Origin of the sequence: Rhizobium sp. BK251, assembly GCF_004345245.1 — a bacterium.
Classification (GTDB): Bacteria; Pseudomonadota; Alphaproteobacteria; order Rhizobiales; family Rhizobiaceae; genus Rhizobium.
In genome coordinates, this window is the sequence record NZ_SLUQ01000005.1 from 260283 (window position 1) to 277954 (window position 17672).

18 protein-coding genes and 1 tRNA gene are annotated in these 17672 nt (G+C 62.8%); 13 read left to right on the top strand and 6 right to left on the bottom strand.

Going from position 1 to position 17672, the window contains the following annotated elements:
- The first annotated feature begins 65 nt into the window (after positions 1–65).
- Positions 66–1370, top strand: coding sequence for a nicotinate phosphoribosyltransferase (gene pncB / locus EV286_RS14045; protein ID WP_132957763.1), 1305 nt, complete (start codon positions 66–68; stop codon positions 1368–1370).
- Positions 1371–1378: 8 nt separating this feature from the next.
- Here pncB and EV286_RS14050 read toward each other — a convergent pair whose 3' ends face one another.
- From EV286_RS14050 to EV286_RS14060, 3 genes are all read right to left on the bottom strand, one after another.
- The gene (locus tag EV286_RS14050; protein ID WP_207909835.1) at positions 1379–2143 is read right to left on the bottom strand and encodes a DUF4239 domain-containing protein; all 765 of its coding nucleotides are present in this window, start codon (positions 2141–2143) and stop codon (positions 1379–1381) included.
- Between the two features lie 231 nt (positions 2144–2374).
- Positions 2375–3562, bottom strand: a complete 1188-nt coding sequence (gene uxuA, locus EV286_RS14055) for a mannonate dehydratase (protein ID WP_132957764.1) — start codon at positions 3560–3562, stop codon at positions 2375–2377.
- A gap of 54 nt (positions 3563–3616) precedes the next feature.
- Positions 3617–4339, bottom strand: a complete 723-nt coding sequence (locus tag EV286_RS14060; RefSeq protein ID WP_132957765.1) for a GntR family transcriptional regulator — start codon at positions 4337–4339, stop codon at positions 3617–3619.
- A gap of 224 nt (positions 4340–4563) precedes the next feature.
- Here EV286_RS14060 and EV286_RS14065 point away from each other — a divergent pair, with 224 nt between their 5' ends.
- From EV286_RS14065 to EV286_RS14080, 4 genes are all read left to right on the top strand, one after another.
- Positions 4564–5739, top strand: coding sequence for an extracellular solute-binding protein (locus tag EV286_RS14065; protein WP_132957766.1), 1176 nt, complete (start codon positions 4564–4566; stop codon positions 5737–5739).
- 84 nt (positions 5740–5823) lie between these two features.
- On the top strand, positions 5824–6921 hold the full coding sequence (locus EV286_RS14070) for an ABC transporter ATP-binding protein (protein WP_132957767.1): 1098 nt from the start codon (positions 5824–5826) through the stop codon (positions 6919–6921).
- Complete coding sequence (locus EV286_RS14075) at positions 6918–7796, top strand: sugar ABC transporter permease (RefSeq protein WP_132957768.1); 879 nt, start codon at positions 6918–6920, stop codon at positions 7794–7796. The genes EV286_RS14070 and EV286_RS14075 overlap by 4 nt, the downstream gene beginning before the upstream one ends.
- Positions 7797–7799: 3 nt before the next feature.
- A complete protein-coding gene (locus EV286_RS14080; RefSeq protein WP_132957769.1) occupies positions 7800–8642 on the top strand; it encodes an ABC transporter permease subunit in 843 nt (280 codons plus the stop codon).
- A gap of 19 nt (positions 8643–8661) precedes the next feature.
- On the opposite strand, the gene EV286_RS14085 is transcribed toward EV286_RS14080, so the two are convergent.
- From EV286_RS14085 to EV286_RS14095, 3 genes are all read right to left on the bottom strand, one after another.
- Positions 8662–8934 carry a hypothetical protein gene (locus EV286_RS14085; RefSeq protein ID WP_132957770.1) on the bottom strand — a complete coding sequence of 91 codons (273 nt, stop codon included), beginning with the start codon at positions 8932–8934 and terminating at the stop codon, positions 8662–8664.
- A gap of 331 nt (positions 8935–9265) precedes the next feature.
- Entirely contained in the window at positions 9266–9577 is a 312-nt protein-coding gene (locus EV286_RS14090) for a hypothetical protein (RefSeq protein ID WP_207909837.1), read from the bottom strand.
- 425 nt (positions 9578–10002) lie between these two features.
- Positions 10003–10092: transfer RNA gene (locus EV286_RS14095), tRNA-Ser, on the bottom strand.
- 224 nt (positions 10093–10316) lie between these two features.
- Between EV286_RS14095 and EV286_RS14100 the strand changes: the two genes are divergently transcribed.
- From EV286_RS14100 to deoC, 8 genes are all read left to right on the top strand, one after another.
- Positions 10317–10634 carry a hypothetical protein gene (locus tag EV286_RS14100; RefSeq protein ID WP_132957771.1) on the top strand — a complete coding sequence of 106 codons (318 nt, stop codon included), beginning with the start codon at positions 10317–10319 and terminating at the stop codon, positions 10632–10634.
- 385 nt (positions 10635–11019) lie between these two features.
- Positions 11020–12012 carry a BMP family ABC transporter substrate-binding protein gene (locus EV286_RS14105; protein WP_132957772.1) on the top strand — a complete coding sequence of 331 codons (993 nt, stop codon included), beginning with the start codon at positions 11020–11022 and terminating at the stop codon, positions 12010–12012.
- 84 nt (positions 12013–12096) lie between these two features.
- Positions 12097–13608: an ABC transporter ATP-binding protein gene (locus EV286_RS14110; RefSeq protein ID WP_132957773.1), complete on the top strand. Its 1512-nt coding sequence runs from the start codon at positions 12097–12099 to the stop codon at positions 13606–13608.
- A gap of 7 nt (positions 13609–13615) precedes the next feature.
- A complete protein-coding gene (locus EV286_RS14115) occupies positions 13616–14719 on the top strand; it encodes an ABC transporter permease (protein WP_132957774.1) in 1104 nt (367 codons plus the stop codon).
- A gap of 10 nt (positions 14720–14729) precedes the next feature.
- Positions 14730–15701: an ABC transporter permease gene (locus EV286_RS14120; protein ID WP_132957775.1), complete on the top strand. Its 972-nt coding sequence runs from the start codon at positions 14730–14732 to the stop codon at positions 15699–15701.
- A gap of 3 nt (positions 15702–15704) precedes the next feature.
- Positions 15705–16097, top strand: coding sequence for a cytidine deaminase (locus tag EV286_RS14125; protein ID WP_132957776.1), 393 nt, complete (start codon positions 15705–15707; stop codon positions 16095–16097).
- On the top strand, positions 16094–16903 hold the full coding sequence (locus tag EV286_RS14130; RefSeq protein ID WP_132957777.1) for a purine-nucleoside phosphorylase: 810 nt from the start codon (positions 16094–16096) through the stop codon (positions 16901–16903). The genes EV286_RS14125 and EV286_RS14130 overlap by 4 nt, the downstream gene beginning before the upstream one ends.
- Positions 16896–17669 carry a deoxyribose-phosphate aldolase gene (gene deoC / locus EV286_RS14135; protein ID WP_132957778.1) on the top strand — a complete coding sequence of 258 codons (774 nt, stop codon included), beginning with the start codon at positions 16896–16898 and terminating at the stop codon, positions 17667–17669. The genes EV286_RS14130 and deoC overlap by 8 nt, the downstream gene beginning before the upstream one ends.
- Positions 17670–17672: the final 3 nt, after the last annotated feature.

The following is a 17672-nucleotide window of genomic DNA, read 5'->3' on the forward strand; positions in this document are numbered from 1 at the left end:
CTGGTCCGCGCCGCCCAAAACCTGGCGCCAACGCTCTGACCGGATTGCGACGAGGGCGGGAGCAGATGACGAAGACCGATATCGCGACACGTGTCTACAATCACACCTGGAAGCTGGATCCGATCATCCGCAGCCTGATCGATACGGACTTCTACAAGCTCCTCATGCTGCAGATGATCTGGAAGCTTTATCCGGACGTGAACGCGACCTTCTCGCTGATCAACAGGACGAAGCGCGTCCGGCTGGCGGAGGAGATCGACGAGGGTGCGCTACGCGAGCAGCTCGATCACGCCCGCACGCTGCGGCTTTCCAAGAAGGAGATGATCTGGCTTGCTGGTAACAGCTTCTATGGGCGCGCCCAGATCTTCGAGCCTGAATTCCTGTCGTGGCTCGCGAATTTCCAGCTGCCGGAATACGAGCTTTCCCGGAAGGACGGCCAGTTCATCCTCGACTTCCACGGGTCGTGGAAGGAAACCACGATGTGGGAAATTCCGGCACTCGCGATCATCAACGAGCTGCGTTCGCGCTCTGCGATGAAGGCGCTGGGTCCGTTCACGCTCGACGTTCTCTATGCGCGGGCGAAGGCCAAGATGTGGGAAAAGGTGGAGAGGCTGAGGCAACTGCCGGGCCTGCGCATTTCCGATTTCGGCACGCGCCGCCGCCACAGTTTCCTCTGGCAACGCTGGTGCGTCGAGGCGCTCAAGGAAGGCATCGGACCGGCCTTCACCGGGACGAGCAACGTGCTGCTCGCCATGGATTCAGACCTCGAGGCCGTCGGGACGAACGCGCACGAACTGCCCATGGTCGCGGCCGCACTCGCCCAGACCGACGAGGAGCTGCGCAACGCTCCCTACAAGATCATGCGCGACTGGAACCGCCTTTACGGTGGCAACCTGCTGATCGTGTTGCCGGACGCCTTCGGCACGACCGCCTTCCTGCGTGATGCGCCGGAATGGGTCGCCGACTGGACGGGCTTCCGACCGGACAGCGCGCCGCCGGTCGAAGGCGGCGAGAAGATCGTCGAGTGGTGGAAGAAGATGGGCCGCGATCCGCGCCAGAAGCTTCTAATCTTCTCCGACGGTCTGGATGTCGATGCGATCATCGACACCTACAATCATTTCAAGGGTCGCGTCAGGATGAGCTTTGGCTGGGGCACCAACCTGACCAATGATTTCGCCGGTTGCGCGCCGACCGAAATAAAGAGCCTCAACCCGATCTCGGTGGTCTGCAAGGTCACCGATGCCGATGGCCGACCGGCCGTGAAACTCTCGGACAATCCGCAGAAGGCGACAGGCGAGCCGGCGGAGGTCGAGCGCTATCTCAGGGTATTCGGCTCGGCGGACCGCGTCGAGCAGGCGGTGATGGTGTAACGCCCGGATTAACGCTGACCAAGCCGATCGAGCGCCGAAAGCAACGGCGCGTCGGAGACATGGATTACGCCGATATAGGGCTGGGCCATGTCGACGATCAGGAAGACCGCGCCGCCGACCGAGATGGCGCAGACGACGAGGATGGCGGCAACCGTTGCGTTGGGCGGAGCCTGCAGCCCGAAGGTCGCGAAGAGAAGGGCGAGCCAGAAGACCAGCACCAGCAGGAAAGGCCATGGCAGGCCCTCGCTTTCGGTTTCGACGAGCAGCCAGTGCGCCTCGGCAATCATGCCGCTCACTTCCAGAGCCCTGGTCTTGATGAGCTGCTGGACCTGGTTTTCCGGGGTAAGCGATCGGAGATTGCTCTGGACGGATTCGATATAGTTGTACTCACCCACCAGATTGCCTGAGGCCCGGTCGACCACCGTCACATTCCAGCCCCTCTCGAGTCGTGCCTCGATGATCTTGCGCAGCAGGTTGCGGGTATCGCCCGTCCCCGGCCCATATTGATCGACCAGCCGATCCAGCAGCACGATGCGGGCCATCGAGGTCTTCAGCCCTTCCTCTGCCTCGTCATAGGAGGATTTCGCCGAGGCGATCAGCAGGCCGAGAGCAAGCGCCGAAAGCGTGCCGACGACCGCGGTCGCAAGCCGGATCACGTCGGTGGAATCCGTCTGGAGATGATGGCCCGGCAAACGAGCACGAACGAACATTCCAAGCGCCGTCGCGGCGCATAGGCAGAGAAACACGATAGCGCCGAGCACGAGCGAACCCAAGCCGATCCCCTGTCACTGGAGGCCGCCAGTCCGGACCGAGCCCACAAGCGCCAGTACCGGATGGAAGCTGTCAGGCTCTTTCCTCGCCGGAGCAGCCCGCTCCCTCGATCGCCTGATCGCGGCGATCATATATGGCCGCCCCCGGTAGGCAATAGCGCGGCGATTTCATCGCCTTGCAGACATTCCGGGGGGTGGTTCCGAAATGCCTGTGCCGGTCGTCGCTGCAGTCGTTTAAGTCGGGACCGCGCCCAGCGCGTGCAGGATGCCGCGCAGCTCCGCAAGGCCGCGCAGGCGGCCGATCGCCGGATAGCCTGGCGTCACCGTCTTCTCGAGGTCGTCGAGCATGCGGTGTCCGTGGTCCGAGCGGAAGACGATCGTATCCTCGGGGCCGCGGCGGCGGTCTTCGGCGACGAGCTCCTTCAGTACCGCCACCATGTCGACGTCACCCTCCAAATGCGCGCTCTCGTGGAAGGTCCGCCCGTCGCCCTCGCGCGTCGTGGCACGCAGATGGGCGAAGTGGATGCGCGAGGCAAAGCGCCGGGCGATCGCCGGGAGGTCGTTGCCGGCCCGCACGCCGAGGCTGCCGGTGCAGTAGCACATGCCGTTAGCTGCAGATGGAACGGCGTCGAAGAGCGCCGCGTAGTCATCGGCGGTCGAGGCGATGCGCGGCAGGCCGAAGAGCGAGCGCGGCGGATCGTCCGGATGCAACGTCAGCTTCACCCCGCGCGCTTCCGCAGCCGGCGTCACCGCTTCGAGGAATTCGACCAGATGCTGGCGCAGCTTTTTCGCGTCGATGCCATCATAGGCCACCAACTTCTCGCGGAACTGCGGGATGGTCAGCGGTTCGGTGGTGGAGCCGGGAAGGGCAGAGGTGATGATGCGGGTGATCTCGGCGATCTCCGCCTCGCTCATCTCATCGAACACAACGCGGGCGCGCTCGCGGTCGGCCTGAGAATATTCCTTCTCCGCTCCGGGCCGCTGCAGCACGAAGAGATCGAAGGCGGCGAAGCGCTCATGGTCGAAGCGCATGGCTGTCGCGCCGGTGGGTGTGACGAAGTCGAGTTCGGTGCGGGTCCAGTCGACCACCGGCATGAAATTGTAGCAGATGATGCCGATGCCGCAGGCTGCCACTGATTCAAGGCTGGCGATCCAGGACTCGATCTCCGCCTTGGCCTCGCCGCCCTTGCGCTTGACCGCATCCGGAATGGGAATGCTCTCGATCACCGACCAGGTGAGTGCCGAACGTCCGGCCGGTGTGGTTTCGATCAGCGACTGGCGCTCGCGCACCTCCGTCTCTGTCCATGCCCTGCCGATCGGCACCTGATGAAGCGAGGAGACGATGTTGGTCGCGCCCGTCTGGCGGACTTCGTCCAAGGTCACGGGAGCCTCGGGCCCGAACCATCTCCAACCTTGCCGCATTCTCAATTCCTCCCTGCTTTTCGATTGCCGGACGTAAGCTCGACCTCTGCGGTCTCAGCAGAAATAGTCCGGATAGCGCGCCCGCAATTCCGCAACATCGGGAATGACGGCGCTCAAGTGATGGATCATCGCCTCGCGCGCGGCCGCCACGTCATGGGCGGCGATCGCATCGCGTATGGTGACGTGCTCGCCGACGACGTTGTCCATGCGGCCGAGCACGGGAAGCGTGAGCCTGCGTGCCCTGTCGATCTGCACCTTGACCGTCTTCAGGATGGTCCAGATGCCCGGATAACCGGCTATGGCGGCAATCGCTTCATGGAAAGCCTCGTCTTCCTCGTGAAAGCTCGAGGCGTTGTTGACCGCCGCATGGGCCTTCTGCCGGCCGATGATGGCGTCAAGCCGCGCGACGTCCTCTGCAGTCGCGTGGGCAGCAGCACTCTCGACCGTCGTTCCCTCCAATGCCTTGCGAACGACGACAGCCTCCGGGATTGCCGAGACCGGAACGCGAGACACGACGGTGCCCGATTGCGGATAGATGTCGACCAGCCCGCCTTCGGACAGCCTCAGCAGCGCCTCGCGCACCGGCGTCCGGCTGACGCCGAATTCTTCGGCGATGCGCTTCTCCTGCAACGGCATTCCGGGCGGCATCTTCAGCGCGACGATATCCGCATGCAGGCGCTCGTAGATCGCCGCCGCCGTCGTCATCCGGCGTATCTTTCCGGCGCCGCTTTCGGCGGTCGGAAAGGGGAACGCTTGGTTCGACAATGTCTCAGGCATGGCATGTCCGGCGTTGACACTCTTGTGCATACTAGTATATCAGTTAGGACCAGTTGCCAAGATGCCGGTTGGAGGAACCGGTGGGCAAATGGAGGATATCAGACAGGGGTGCAGTTTCCGCGCCGGCTCGAGCCGGGCGTCGAGCAGCTGCAGGTCACGGGAAGTTGCGATGCAAAGGCGCGGATTGTCGGCGACCGGCACCGCACGAGGAGGAGGAGCAAATCATGGAAATCACACGCAGGACATTTGTGGGCGGGGTGGCCGGCATGGCCGGTGCCAGCCTTATCCCGATGAAGGGCTGGGCGCAGGCAAAGCCACCGGCAAGCCCGGTAACGATCACCGTCGTCGACGTCGCGGGCAACCTTGCCCTGACCCAGGGCATGTTCGAGAACTATGCTGCCGCCAAGCCGGGATGGGTATCGAGCTTTGCCTTCACCAAGGCACCGGCACCGGAACTGCCGTCGAAGATCAAGGCGCAGCAGGCTGCCGGCAAGGTCGACATCGACCTGGTGCTGACCGGCACGGACGCGCTTTCCGCCGGCGTCGACCAGGGTCTCTGGATCGATTATTCGGCACACAAGGCCGAGCTTCCGAACCTCGAAAGCATTCTCCAGCCGCAGGCCTTCAAGATGCAGGCGCTTGCCAAGGACCAGGGTGTCGTCATCACCTATTATCCGTCCGGCCCGCTGATCGAATACATGCCCGACAGGGTGGCGACGCCGCCGAAGTCGGCACAGGAACTGCTCGACTGGACCAAGCAGAACAAGAACAAGTTCCTCTATGCCCGCCCGGCCAATTCCGGTCCCGGCCGTACGCTGCTGATGGGCCTGCCCTACCTGCTCGGCGACAGCAATCCGCGCGATCCGGCCAACGGATGGGCGAAGACCTGGGAATACCTGGCGGCCCTCGGCGAGAACATCGAGTACTACCCGACCGGTACCGCGGTGGTGTTCAAGGAACTCGGCGAAGGCACCCGCGATATCGTTGCGACGACCACCGGCTGGGATATCAACCCGCGGGCGCTCGGCATCGTTCCGGCCGAAGCCAAGGTGCAGAAGCTCGACGGCTTCCATTGGGTCACCGACGCGCATTACGCCGCCATCCCGAAGGGCGTCTCCGACGAGAAGATCGCCGTCCTCATCGACGTCCTGAATTTCATCTACCAGCCGCAGCAGCAGGCGATCGCTTATGACGCCGGCTATTTCTATCCGGGTCCGGCCGTCAAGGACGTGACGCTCGAAATGGCGCCGCAGGAAAGCCAGGACATCATCAAGGAGTTCGGCCGGCCCGAATATGCTGACTGGATCGCCAACAGCCCGCTCGAGGTTCCGCTGGAGCCGAAGCAGCTCGTCGAGGCCTTCCGGATATGGGACGAAAAGATCGGCTCCAAGAAGGGCTGATCGACAAGATGGAACCGGTGCCGATCCCCTGGTCGGCACCGGCCCCGCAGCGGCTGATGCCGTGCCGACGGATGGAGATTGGGTTTGACTTTTCCGGTTCAGAACGCAACGGCGTTTGCCTCGCCTAAGAGTGCGCGCCTCGAGCTTGACGGCCTGCGCCGTTCCTTCGGCAGCTATCACGCGCTCGACGGCATCGATCTTGCGATCGAGCCCGGTGAGTTCATCGCGCTGCTCGGACCCTCCGGCTGCGGCAAGTCGACGGCGTTGAACTGCATTGCCGGCCTGCTTGCGCTTTCGGGCGGCGAGATCCGTCTCGGCGGCACGCGTATCGACCAGCTCGAGCCGGAAAAACGCGGCTTCGGGATGGTCTTCCAGAGTTACGCTCTCTTTCCGCACATGAGCGTGCGCAAGAATGTCGGCTTCGGCCTTGCCATGCAGGGCATCAAGGGCAGCGAGGCCGACAAGCGTATTGCCGATGCGCTGGCGCTGGTGCGGCTCGAAAGCCAGGTCGACAAACTCCCGGGCCAGCTTTCCGGCGGCCAGCAGCAGCGCGTGGCGATTGCGCGCGCCATCGTCATCCGCCCGCCGGTCGTGCTGATGGACGAACCGCTTTCCAATCTCGATGCCAAGCTGCGCCTTGAAATGCGCGCTGAAATCCGCGGGATTCACGACCAGATCGGCTCGACGACGATTTACGTCACCCACGACCAGGATGAGGCGCTGTCGCTCGCTGACCGTATCGTGGTGATGAGCCAGGGCCATATCCAGCAGATCGGCTCGCCGCAGGATCTCTATCAGCGGCCCGTCAACCTCGACGTCGCAGATTTCATGGGCTTCCGGACCCGCATTGCTGGCCGCGTCGTCTCGGTCTCCGGCAGTGAGGCGGAGATCGAGGCTGCAGGCGCGCGGATGAGCGGTTCGATGCGCATGCCGCTCAAGGCAGGTGACGCAGCGGTGCTGTCCGTGCGCCCCGAGGATCTGGTCGCAACGGCAACGGGCGAGGGCATACCGGCTACCGTTGCAAGCACGGAATATCGCGGCCGGGCCTTCTTCGGCCTGGCACACACCGCCGAGGGCGCCGAGCTTTATTTCCGCTCCGAAGATGCCCTGCCGCGCGGCTCGTCGGCCTTCCTGCAGCCGGTGGCCGGACGGGCGCTGGTCTTCAAGGGGGCGGCTGCATGAGCGGACCGTCGCTGCGCTACAGGCTTTCCGCGCGCGGGCTCGACGGCACGACCTTGCTGGTGCTGCCCGGCCTGATCTTCATGGTCGCGCTCTTCGTCTATCCCTTCCTCTACGGCGTCGTCGATTCACTGATGCCGAAGGAGGGCGCCTGGTACGCCAACTATGCGAAGTTCTTCACCGACCCGTTCCAGTACAAGACGATCGGCGCCACGCTGTGGCTGGCTCTGCCGGTGACGATCATCAATCTGGCCTTTGCCGTTCCGGTCGCCTTCCGCGTCCGTCTGATGCGGCGCCAGCGGCTGCTCACCACCATCCTCGTCCTGCCGATCACGCTCGGAACCGTCTTTGTCGCCGACGGCCTCCTGACCTTTCTCGGGCCGCGCGGCTGGTTCAACGATACGCTGCTTCTGCTCGGCATTCTCGATGCGCCGGTCAAGCTCACCAATAATTACTGGGGCGTCTTCGCCTCGCTGCTGATAACAGGCTTTCCCTTCGCCTTCCTGCTAACGCTTTCCTACATCACCGGCATCGACCCGGCGATCGAGCAGGCCGCCGCAACGCTCGGCGCCGGGCCGGCGAAGCGCTTCTTCCGCGTGTTCCTGCCGCTGCTGGTTCCGGGCCTCGCCGTCACCTTCTGCCTTGCCTTCGTGCAGGCTTTCGCGGTGTTCCCCTCCGCGGTCCTGCTCGGCGCGCCCGCCGGCCCGACGCGGGTGATCTCGATCGCTGCATATCAGGCCGCGTTCGAACAGTACGACCACTCCCTCGGTTCGGCGATCGCGCTGATCATGGGTGGGGTGGAGCTCATCGTCGTCGTCGCCATCCTCGGCGCGCGTTCGCTGTTCTATCGCGGCCCCGCCGGCGGCACGAAAGGCTGAGACATGATCCGCGACCAGGGACTGACATCGAAAATCTGGCGGTTCGCCATCTGGGCGCTGGCAACGCTCTTCGTCCTCAATCTGCTTGCTGTCATCGCCGCCGTCATCATCAACTCTTTTGCGACCCGCTGGCTCGGCACATGGCTGCCGGTGGGCTGGACGACGCGCTGGTATTTCAGCGCCTGGAAGGAATTCCAGCTTTCCAGCGTCGTGCTCGTCACCTTCGAGGTTGTCTTCACGGTCGTCATCATCTCCGGCATTCTCGGGGTCATGACGGCCTATGCACTGGCGCGGCGGGACTTTCCCGGCAAGCGGGCGATCGTCCTCCTGCTCCTGCTGCCATTGCTTATTCCGCCTCTCACCTACGGCATCCCGCTTGCGACCGTCCTCTATCAGTTCGGCCTCGGCGGCACCTTCTGGGGCGTCGTGCTGATCAACCTCGTGCCGTCGCTACCCTTCGTCGTCCTTGTGATGATCCCCTTCATCGAGCAGATCGATCCGCGCATCGAGGCTGCCGCCCGCGTCTTCGGCGCCGGCACCACAAGCCTCTTCATCCGCATCCTCCTGCCGCTGCTGCTGCCTGGCATGCTTGCCGCACTGCTGCTGGTGCTGGTGCGGACGATCGCCATGTTCGAGCTCACCTTCCTGATTGCCGGGCCGACGACGCAGACGCTGGTGGTTTCGCTCTACTACGCGGTCTTCGCCTCAGGCGTACGCGCCGGCCAGTCGATCGACGCCATGGCGGTGATCTACATGGTGACGACGCTCTTCTGGCTGGTGCTCGCGCTGCAATTCGTCAATCCGACACAGATCGTCGCCAGGGCAAAGCAGCAGTCTGCCCATTGATCGTCCGTCGATCGCTTGATCACCGCTCGTGAAGCTGGAACCACGGGCGCCACCTCCGGCTGGCCAGATAGAGGCTGCGGTCGGGCTGGATGATGTAGTTCTCGTAAACCGACCGGCCATCCTCCGCGATGAAGTAGTGCGACACGATGCTGCCGATTGGCGCCTTGGTGAGCTTCGTGCGCGGCTGGCCATGGTAGGTGATGCTGCCAGGGATGGGCTCGAGGCCTCCCGGCGTGAGATTGCAGCCGGCAAGCATGGGGATGCAAAGCAGTCCCGCCAACAGGTGACGCATGAGAATCCTCCTCCGAAATTTGCCGCCGAGAAAAGGCCTTTTGATCATCGATCTAATGAAAATCGCGAAAAATATCGGCAGGCGCCGCATTGAGTATATAGGCGCGAAACCGCGCTGCCGAAAGGAAGCCCGCAAAACGATTTTGTATTACCGCCGACCGGACCGGGCAATTTGCGCGATCGGGATGTCGACCTGTTGTGCTTTCCTCCCGGCCATAAGGAAAGGCCCCGTCTGGACGGCGGGGACGCACAGCACCGGCGGCTTAGTTGCCGGCTCCGTTTGTTGCGGTTACTGAAGAAGGGTGCGGCCAAGCCTGCAGCGCGCTATACGCTCATAGCTCCCGCGGCAGGTCGTCTTTGGTCGTGGCTGCTGTGTGGCGCTGCTTCTTGGCCGGCCGCCGCTTTTTCGATTTGCTTGGCGGTATGGTGCGTTCGATGTGCACCACCTCATCGGACAGCAGCAGCAGGAAATTCTCGTCGTCCAGCCGTTCGGCAACGTCGCCGTCGGCGGTCATGTAGTCCTTGGCCGGCCTCGTGGTGAGGCGGTATCCGGCGCCGGAGGTCTTCATCTGCTCGATGACGACGTAGTTACGTCCGGATCGACCCTGGCAATGATAACGCTGAACCTCTTCGTAGTTTGCCACAACTGCCTCCATCACCGTGATCTAATATAGCTGCAACGCCTCGCCCTGAGTCAATATCGAATGGACACGCGGCGTTCTTGTTGAAACGTGCCGTGGGAGTGATGGCCGCCCGCCCTGCCGATAGGCCCGCCTTTGAGGAGGAAGGCGCGCCTTGGGAAGGGAACTAGGATGTCCCTGCGCATCGACAATGGCAGCAGCCCCGACACAGCAGCGGAATATTAGAATCCGAAGAGCCATCGACGTGGTTGTGCTATGCTGAGCACAGGTTGCGCAAGCTTCCATCGTCTGAGCGACGCAATGCCATGGTGCGGGGGTTCCATGCAGCCGAGCAACGTTCCGATGATGCGGCGAAATTGATGGTCCAACCGCCTGCGCCACATCGGCGACATCACATTTCGATGGCTTGGTGTATCGATAGTGCTCAATGGCGGACAGAGAGGGATTCGAACCCTCGGTACGCTTTCACGTACACACGCGTTCCAGGCGTGCGCCTTAAACCACTCGGCCACCTGTCCATCCTGCCGGCTCGCGCTCTTTGGAGGCAAACCGCTGGAACGGCGCGATATATACCGATGAATTTTCCGCGATCAACCTAAATCTAACAGATTTTTGACTTGTCGGCATAAAACTGTCCGTGTGTCTTCCATTGCTCTTTTGCCGACGGACAAGTATCTAATTTGCTAATGGGAGAAGTCGAACTGAGGCCCCAAGGGCCCGTGTGCCGCGTGCAGGAGGATTGATGCGTTTCTTGTTGCGTTTAGCCAGCCTCGTTGCGCTGGTCATCGCTGTCATTGCCGGCACCGTCGATTCGATCCAGTCCGTTGCAGCATCAGATGTGATCCTCACCCCCTTTGGCGATGCCTGGTCGGATCTCAGTCCTTCCACACTTTCGGCTCTCCAGTCGTCGATCGCCTATTACATCCATCCGTGGTTCTACGACATCGCGATGCAGTGGGTCCTGTTCCAGCCGACCTTCGTGGTCTTCCTGGTGATCTCCCTGCTTCTGTGGATGGTGGCCTACAGGAAGCCGCCGGTGGCGGGCCGCTTTACCGCTTGAGCCTGTTTGCAATCTTGCCGGGCCGGCCGAAGGCGGCGATGGGTGGCTTTGGGGGCAGGCGCATGAGGGTCGCCAGCGCGGTAAATCGGGCTGCGGCCGCGGGTCGTGATCGTGGCTTGGGCGGCATCCGGGCGGGCTGGGCGACTGGCTAGTTGTTAGGCACTTTTCGAGGCGCCCTGACCAAAAATAAGTCCCTCAAGAAAGCTTTTTGCCAATTCCCACAAATCTTTACCATCCGAAAAATTTCTGGTGAATTTTTCCTTGAGCCATGCAAGGATGCGCGCCAGCCAGGCCTCCGGGGGGAGGTCGGTGGTTCCGCAGACATGCCTCGCAGAAGGCTTGCGGGAGGACCCAACAAAGATCATAGCAACAACAGGGCTGCATTATGAAAAAATCTGTTCTGACTCTCCTTGCCTTGGCCGCTATGTCGGCAACGGCACTTGCCGCCGACATCAAGCCGGCGCTCGTCTACGGAACCGGCGGGAAGTTCGACAAGTCCTTCAACGAGGCAGCCTACAACGGCGCCGAGAAGTTCAAGGCCGAGACCGGCATTGCCTATCGCGATTTCGAGCCGACGGGCGACACGCAGGGCGAGCAGGCGATCCGCAACTTCGCCAGCCGTGGCTTCAATCCGGTCGTTGCCGTTTCCTTCGCATGGACGTCGGCCATCGAAAAGGTCGCCGCTGAATATCCCGACACCAAGTTCATCATCGTTGACGCCGTGGTCGACAAGCCGAATGTCCGTTCGGTCGTCTACAAGGAGCATGAAGGCTCCTATCTCGTCGGCGTCCTCGCAGGCTTGGCCTCCAAGTCCGGCAAGGTCGGCTTTGTCGGCGGCATGGACATCCCGCTGATCCGCAAGTTCGAATGCGGCTACGAGCAGGGCGCGCGCGCAGCCAAGGCCGATATCGAGGTCTTCCAGAACATGACCGGCACCACGGGCGCGGCATGGAACGACCCGGTTCGCGGCGGCGAGCTTACCAAGAACCAGATCGACCAGGGCGCGGACGTCGTCTACGCGGCTGCCGGCGCGACCGGCCTCGGCGTGCTGCAGACGGCTGCCGATAACCAGAAGTTCTCGATCGGCGTCGACTCCAACCAGAACTACCTGCATCCGGGCTCGGTCCTGACCTCGATGGTCAAGCGCGTCGACCTCGCCGTCTACAACGCCTTCACCGACACCAAGGGTGACAAGTTCACTCCCGGCGTTCAGGAGCTCGGCGTCAAGGAAGACGGCGTGACCTGGGCCTATGACGACAACAACAAGCCGCTGATCACGCCGGAAATGCTGGCAGCGGTCGAGAAGGCCAAGGCCGACATCATTGCCGGTACCGTCAAGGTCCACGACTACATGTCGGACAACTCCTGCCCGAAGTGATTTGACAGTGAAAGGGGCGTATGGCGGACAGGGTCCGGCATACGCCCTTTCCATATCCAAGGTCAGGTTTTCTGGAGCGCCCTCGTGAGCCAACCGCCCGCAATCGAACTCGTGGGCATCGACAAGAAATTCGGTGCCGTCCACGCCAACAAGAACATCGACCTGACCGTCGCCAAGGGAACCATCCACGGCATCATCGGTGAGAACGGCGCCGGCAAATCGACGCTGATGTCGATCATCTACGGCTTCTACCACGCCGACAGCGGCGAGATCCGTGTCAACGGCGCGCCGGTCACTATCAAGGACAGCCAGGCAGCCATTGGTGCCGGCATCGGCATGGTGCACCAGCACTTCATGCTGGTCGACAATTTCACGGTCCTCGAAAACGTCATGCTTGGCGCAGAGGGTGGAGCCCTGCTTGCAAGGGGCGTGGCTTCGGCGCGCGCCGAGCTGAAACGGCTGGAGACCGACTACGGACTGGAGGTCGATCCGGACGCGCTGATCGAGGAACTGCCCGTCGGCCTGCAGCAGCGCGTCGAGATCCTGAAGGCCATGTATCGCGGCGCCGAGATCCTGATCCTCGACGAGCCGACGGGCGTGCTCACGCCGGCCGAGGCCGATCACCTTTTCCGCATTCTCGGGGTGCTGCGCGACCAGGGCAAGACCGTCATCCTGATCACCCACAAGCTGCGCGAGATCATGGCGATCACCGACACCGTGTCGGTCATGCGCCGCGGCGAGATGGTCGCGACCCGCAAGACCTCGGAGACGACGGTCGAGGAACTGGCGGAACTGATGGTCGGGCGGCGCGTGCTGCTGCGAGTGCAGAAGGGCGAGGGCCATCCCGGCGCCAACGTGCTTTCCGTCAGAAACCTCACCGTCAAGGATAATCGCGGCGTCACGATGGTGGACAATGTCTCCTTCGACGTCCGTGCCGGCGAGATCGTCGGCATTGCAGGGGTCGCCGGCAACGGTCAGTCCGAATTGCTGGAAGCGATCGCAGGCATCCGCAAGCCTACCTCCGGCGAAATCCTGTTTGATGGTCAATCAATCGACAAGGCCGATCCCGCGCGCCTGCGCGAACTGGGGCTTGCCCATATCCCGGAAGATCGCCATCACATGGGTCTCGTTCTCAAGTTCGAGGAATATGAGAACGCCGTGCTCGGCTATCACCGCGAGCCGCAATACAGCAAGGGTCCGCTGCTCGATCTCGAGGCGATCCGCAAGGATGCCATGGAGAAGATCGAGAAATACGACATTCGCCCGCCGAACCCACGGCTGAAGACGGCGAACTTTTCCGGCGGCAACCAGCAGAAGATCGTCGTCGCCCGGGAAATCGAGCGCGACCCAAAGATGTTGATCATCGGGCAGCCGACCCGCGGCGTCGATATCGGCGCCATCGAGTTCATCCACCGGCGCATCATCGACATGCGCGATGCCGGCAAGGCTATCCTGCTGGTCTCCGTGGAACTCGATGAGATCCGCGCGCTTTCCGATCGCATCCTCGTGATGTTTGCCGGCCATGTCGTCGGCGAGAAGACGGCTGATGCCGGCGAACAGACACTCGGCCTGATGATGGCCGGCATTGCCGCGTGAGGCCCTGATGAGCACTGCTTCCGTACCGCTACCCAACTGGATCAACTACGGTCTCATTCCGATCCTGAACCTGTTGGTGGCCTTCCTGATCTCCGGCTTCGTCGTATGGCTGATCGGCGAGAACCCGCTCGATGCGCTCGTGCTGCTGCTGCAGGGCGCGCTCGGCCGCGGCGAGGGCATCGGCTTCACGCTGTTCTATGCCACGAGCTTCATCTTCACCGGGCTTTCCGTCGCGGTGGCGATCCATGCCGGCCTCTTCAACATCGGTTCGGAGGGTCAGGCCTATCTCGGCGGCCTCGGCTGCGCCTTGGTGGCGCTGGCCCTCGACCATTACGTGCCGTGGTACGTGACGATGCCGTTCGCCGTGATCGGTGCCGCGATTTTCGGCGCGGCCTGGGCTTTCATCCCGGCATGGCTCCAGGCCAAGCGCGGCAGTCACATCGTCATCACCACCATCATGTTCAACTATATCGGCGCGGCACTGATGGTCTATCTCTTGGTGCATGTGCTGATCGTGCCCGGCAAGATGGCGCCGGAGACCCGCACGTTCCTCGAGGGCGGACAGTTGCCGAAGCTCGACTGGCTCCTGGCGTTGTTCGGCATGAGGTTGGGGGCCGCGCCGTTCAATGTCTCCTTCCTCATCGCGCTCGTGATGGCCTTTCTCGTCTGGCTGCTCATCTGGCGCACCAAGCTCGGTTTCGAGATGCGTACGCTGGGCGTGAGCCCGACGGCGGCAAGCTATGCCGGAATTCCCTATGCCCGCACGGTGATCATCGCCATGCTGATCTCCGGGGGCCTGGCCGGCATGATGTCGCTGAATCCGGTGATGGGCGCTTCGGCGCGCCTTCAGGTGGAGTTCGTCGGTGGTGCCGGTTTCGTCGGCATCGCGGTCTCGCTGATGGGACGGAATCATCCGGTCGGCATAATCTTCGCCGCAATCCTGTTCGGCATCCTCTACCAGGGCGGCGCGGAACTCTCCTTCGACATGCCGAACATCACCCGTGAGATGATCCTCGTGATCCAGGGGCTCGTGATCCTCTTCGCCGGCGCTCTTGAGTACATGTTCCGCCCCGCGCTCGTGCGCGCCTATCAGCAATTCGCACCGGCGTGAGGTTGGACCAATGGATTTCTACGACATCCTGATCAGCATCCTTGGCTCCACCATCCGCCTGTCGATCCCCTTGATCTTCACGGCGCTCGCCGGGCTGTTCTCGGAGCGCGCCGGCATCTTCGACATCGGGCTGGAGGGCAAGATGCTGGCTTCGGCCTTTGCCGCCGCCTGCGTGGCGTATATCACCGGCTCCGCCTGGCTCGGCCTTCTTGCCGGTATCGTGGCGTCCGTGGCGTTGAGCTTCGTGCACGGCTTCGCCTCGATCACCAACCGCGGAAACCAGATCGTTTCCGGCGTTGCGATCAACTTCTTCGTGGCCGGTATCACCATCGTGCTCGGCCAGGCGTGGTTCGGCCAGGGCGGACGCACGCCGCAGCTTCCTGGTGACGCGCGCTTTTCGCCGATCGTCCTGCCGGGCGCCGACGCCATCAGGGGCGTGCCACTCATCGGCCCGCTCTATGCGAACGTGATTTCGGGCAACAACCTGCTTACCTATCTGGCGTTCCTCGCGGTCCCGCTCTCCTGGTGGATCCTCTACCGCACGCGGTTCGGCCTCCGGCTGCGCGCGGTCGGCGAGAATCCGGGCGCGGTGGATACCGCCGGCATTTCGGTCAGCTGGCTGCGTTATCGCGCCGTCATCTGCGCCGGCATCCTGTGCGGCTTTTCCGGCACCTATCTGGCGATCGCCCAGTCCGCGGCCTTCATCAAGGACATGTCGGCCGGCAAGGGCTATATCGCGCTCGCCGCCCTTGTATTTGCCAAGTGGAAGCCGGTGCCGGTGATGTTCGCCTGCCTGCTTTTCGGCTTCCTCGATGCCTTCTCGAACTTCATGCAGGGCAAGTCCGTGCCGCTGATCGGCGAGGTGCCGGTCCAGATATTCCAGGCACTGCCCTATATCCTGACCTGCATCCTGCTTGCAGGCTTCATCGGCGTCGCCACCCCGCCCAAGGCCGGTGGCGTGCCCTATACCAAGGAGCGCTGAGACATGTCGCATGAGCTTTTCGAGGCTGCGCGCAACGCCATGGCCCTGGCCCACGCACCCTACTCGAAGTTCCCGGTAGGTGCTGCGATCCGCGCCGAGGACGGCAGGGTCTATGTCGGCGCCAACATCGAGAACCTGTCATTCCCTCAGGGTTGGTGCGCGGAACCCACCGCGATCAGCGCCATGATCATGGGCGGGGCCAAGAAGATAGTCGAGATGGCGGTCATCGCCGAAAAACTGCCGCTTTGCCCGCCCTGCGGCGGGTGCCGTCAGAAGATCGCCGAATTCGCAAACAAGGATACGCGCATCTACCTTTGTGACGAGGTTGGCGTGAAGAAGACGATGACCATGGAAGAACTCCTGCCCTTCAGTTTTGAGACCGAGATCCTCGGATGACCGCGGTCATCGATCTGCTCGCTGAAAGAATCGGCGGGCTGGCGCCGCGCTACGGAATCATCCTCGGTTCCGGGCTTGGCTCGCTCGTCGGCGAGCTGACGAATGCGGTGAGGATATCCTATCGCGATCTCCCAGGCTTCCCTGTCAGCTCGGTATCCGGCCACGCCGGCGAGCTTGTGGCCGGCTATCTCGCCGACGAGCCGGTGGTCATGCTCTCCGGCCGGGTCCACTACTACGAAAAGGGCGACGCCAATGCGATGCGCCCGCCGATTGAGGCGATGATGAGCCTCGGCATCGAGGCCCTGATCCTCACCAATTCGGCCGGCTCGCTGCGGGAGGATATTCCCCCGGGATCGGTGATGCAGATCACCGACCACATCAACTATTCCGGGATGAACCCGTTGATCGGGGAGGAGAGCGACAGGCGCTTCGTCGGCATGACCAACGCCTATGATGCGGAACTGGCGGCACGCATGCGTGCGGCCGCGGAGAAGCTGCAGATCCCGCTGTCGCAGGGCGTCTACATGTGGTTCTCCGGTCCGAGCTTCGAAACGCCGGCGGAAATCCGCATGGCGCGTATTCTCGGCGCCGATGCGGTCGGCATGTCGACCGTGCCGGAGGTGCTTATTGCACGCTTCCTCGGCCTGAGGGTTGCAGCGGCCTCCGTCATCACCAATTATGGGGCTGGAATGACTGGTGGCGAATTGAGCCACGAGGAAACGAAGGACATGGCGCCGGTGGGTGGCGCCCGTCTCGCGGCCATGCTGAAGGAGATGATCACAGGTGGAGATGGCGGTAATGAATAATCATCTGCTCAGGGAGACGGCTGCAGTCGCCCTGTCGCTTCTCGATCTGACCGATCTGACGGACGATTGCACGGATCAGAGAATCGAAGTCCTCTGCGCGCGTGCCCAGACGCCCTTCGGCAACAGTGCGGCGATCTGCATCTGGCCGCGTTTCGTGGCGCATGCGCGCGGCATCCTAGGTGCCGGACACCCGGTGCGGATCGCGACGGTGGTCAACTTTCCCGGCGGCGACATGGAAATTGCCGATGTCGCCGCGGAAACGCGCGAGGCGATCGCCGACGGTGCGGACGAGATCGATCTCGTCATTCCCTACCATGCGCTGATCGCCGGAAACGAGAAGGCCGTTACCGACATGGTGAAGGCCGTGCGCGCCGAATGCGTTGCGCCCGTTATCCTGAAGACCATCCTGGAGACCGGCGAATTGAAGGAGCCGGCCTTGATCCGCCGTGCCTCCGAACTGGCGATCGACGCCGGAGCCGACTTCATCAAGACGTCGACCGGCAAGGTCGCCGTCAACGCGACGCTGGAAGCCGCCGACATCATGTTGCGGACGATCCGCGAACGCGGCCGCAATGTCGGTTTCAAGGCTGCCGGGGGCATTGGCTCGGTCTCGGACGCAGCACTTTACCTGCGCCTTGCCGAAACCATCATGGCGCCCGACTGGCCGATGCCTTCGACCTTTCGCTTCGGGGCGTCGAGGGTGCTCGACGATATTCTTGCCGTCTTGAACGGCGGTCCTTCAAGCAGCGCGTCGGCGGGATACTGACAA

Excerpts from the sequence above, each read along its gene's own strand:
- EV286_RS14125 (WP_132957776.1), top strand. The coding sequence starts at position 15,705 with ATGTCGCATGAGCTTTTCGAGGCTGCGCGCAACGCCATGGCCCTGGCC.
- uxuA (WP_132957764.1), bottom strand. The coding sequence starts at position 3,562 with ATGCGGCAAGGTTGGAGATGGTTCGGGCCCGAGGCTCCCGTGACCTTG.
- EV286_RS14065 (WP_132957766.1), top strand. The coding sequence starts at position 4,564 with ATGGAAATCACACGCAGGACATTTGTGGGCGGGGTGGCCGGCATGGCC.
- EV286_RS14130 (WP_132957777.1), top strand. The coding sequence starts at position 16,094 with ATGACCGCGGTCATCGATCTGCTCGCTGAAAGAATCGGCGGGCTGGCG.
- EV286_RS14115 (WP_132957774.1), top strand. The coding sequence starts at position 13,616 with ATGAGCACTGCTTCCGTACCGCTACCCAACTGGATCAACTACGGTCTC.
- deoC (WP_132957778.1), top strand. The coding sequence starts at position 16,896 with ATGAATAATCATCTGCTCAGGGAGACGGCTGCAGTCGCCCTGTCGCTT.
- EV286_RS14105 (WP_132957772.1), top strand. The coding sequence starts at position 11,020 with ATGAAAAAATCTGTTCTGACTCTCCTTGCCTTGGCCGCTATGTCGGCA.
- pncB (WP_132957763.1), top strand. The coding sequence starts at position 66 with ATGACGAAGACCGATATCGCGACACGTGTCTACAATCACACCTGGAAG.
- EV286_RS14075 (WP_132957768.1), top strand. The coding sequence starts at position 6,918 with ATGAGCGGACCGTCGCTGCGCTACAGGCTTTCCGCGCGCGGGCTCGAC.
- EV286_RS14085 (WP_132957770.1), bottom strand. The coding sequence starts at position 8,934 with ATGCGTCACCTGTTGGCGGGACTGCTTTGCATCCCCATGCTTGCCGGC.
- EV286_RS14080 (WP_132957769.1), top strand. The coding sequence starts at position 7,800 with ATGATCCGCGACCAGGGACTGACATCGAAAATCTGGCGGTTCGCCATC.
- EV286_RS14060 (WP_132957765.1), bottom strand. The coding sequence starts at position 4,339 with ATGCCTGAGACATTGTCGAACCAAGCGTTCCCCTTTCCGACCGCCGAA.
- EV286_RS14100 (WP_132957771.1), top strand. The coding sequence starts at position 10,317 with ATGCGTTTCTTGTTGCGTTTAGCCAGCCTCGTTGCGCTGGTCATCGCT.
- EV286_RS14120 (WP_132957775.1), top strand. The coding sequence starts at position 14,730 with ATGGATTTCTACGACATCCTGATCAGCATCCTTGGCTCCACCATCCGC.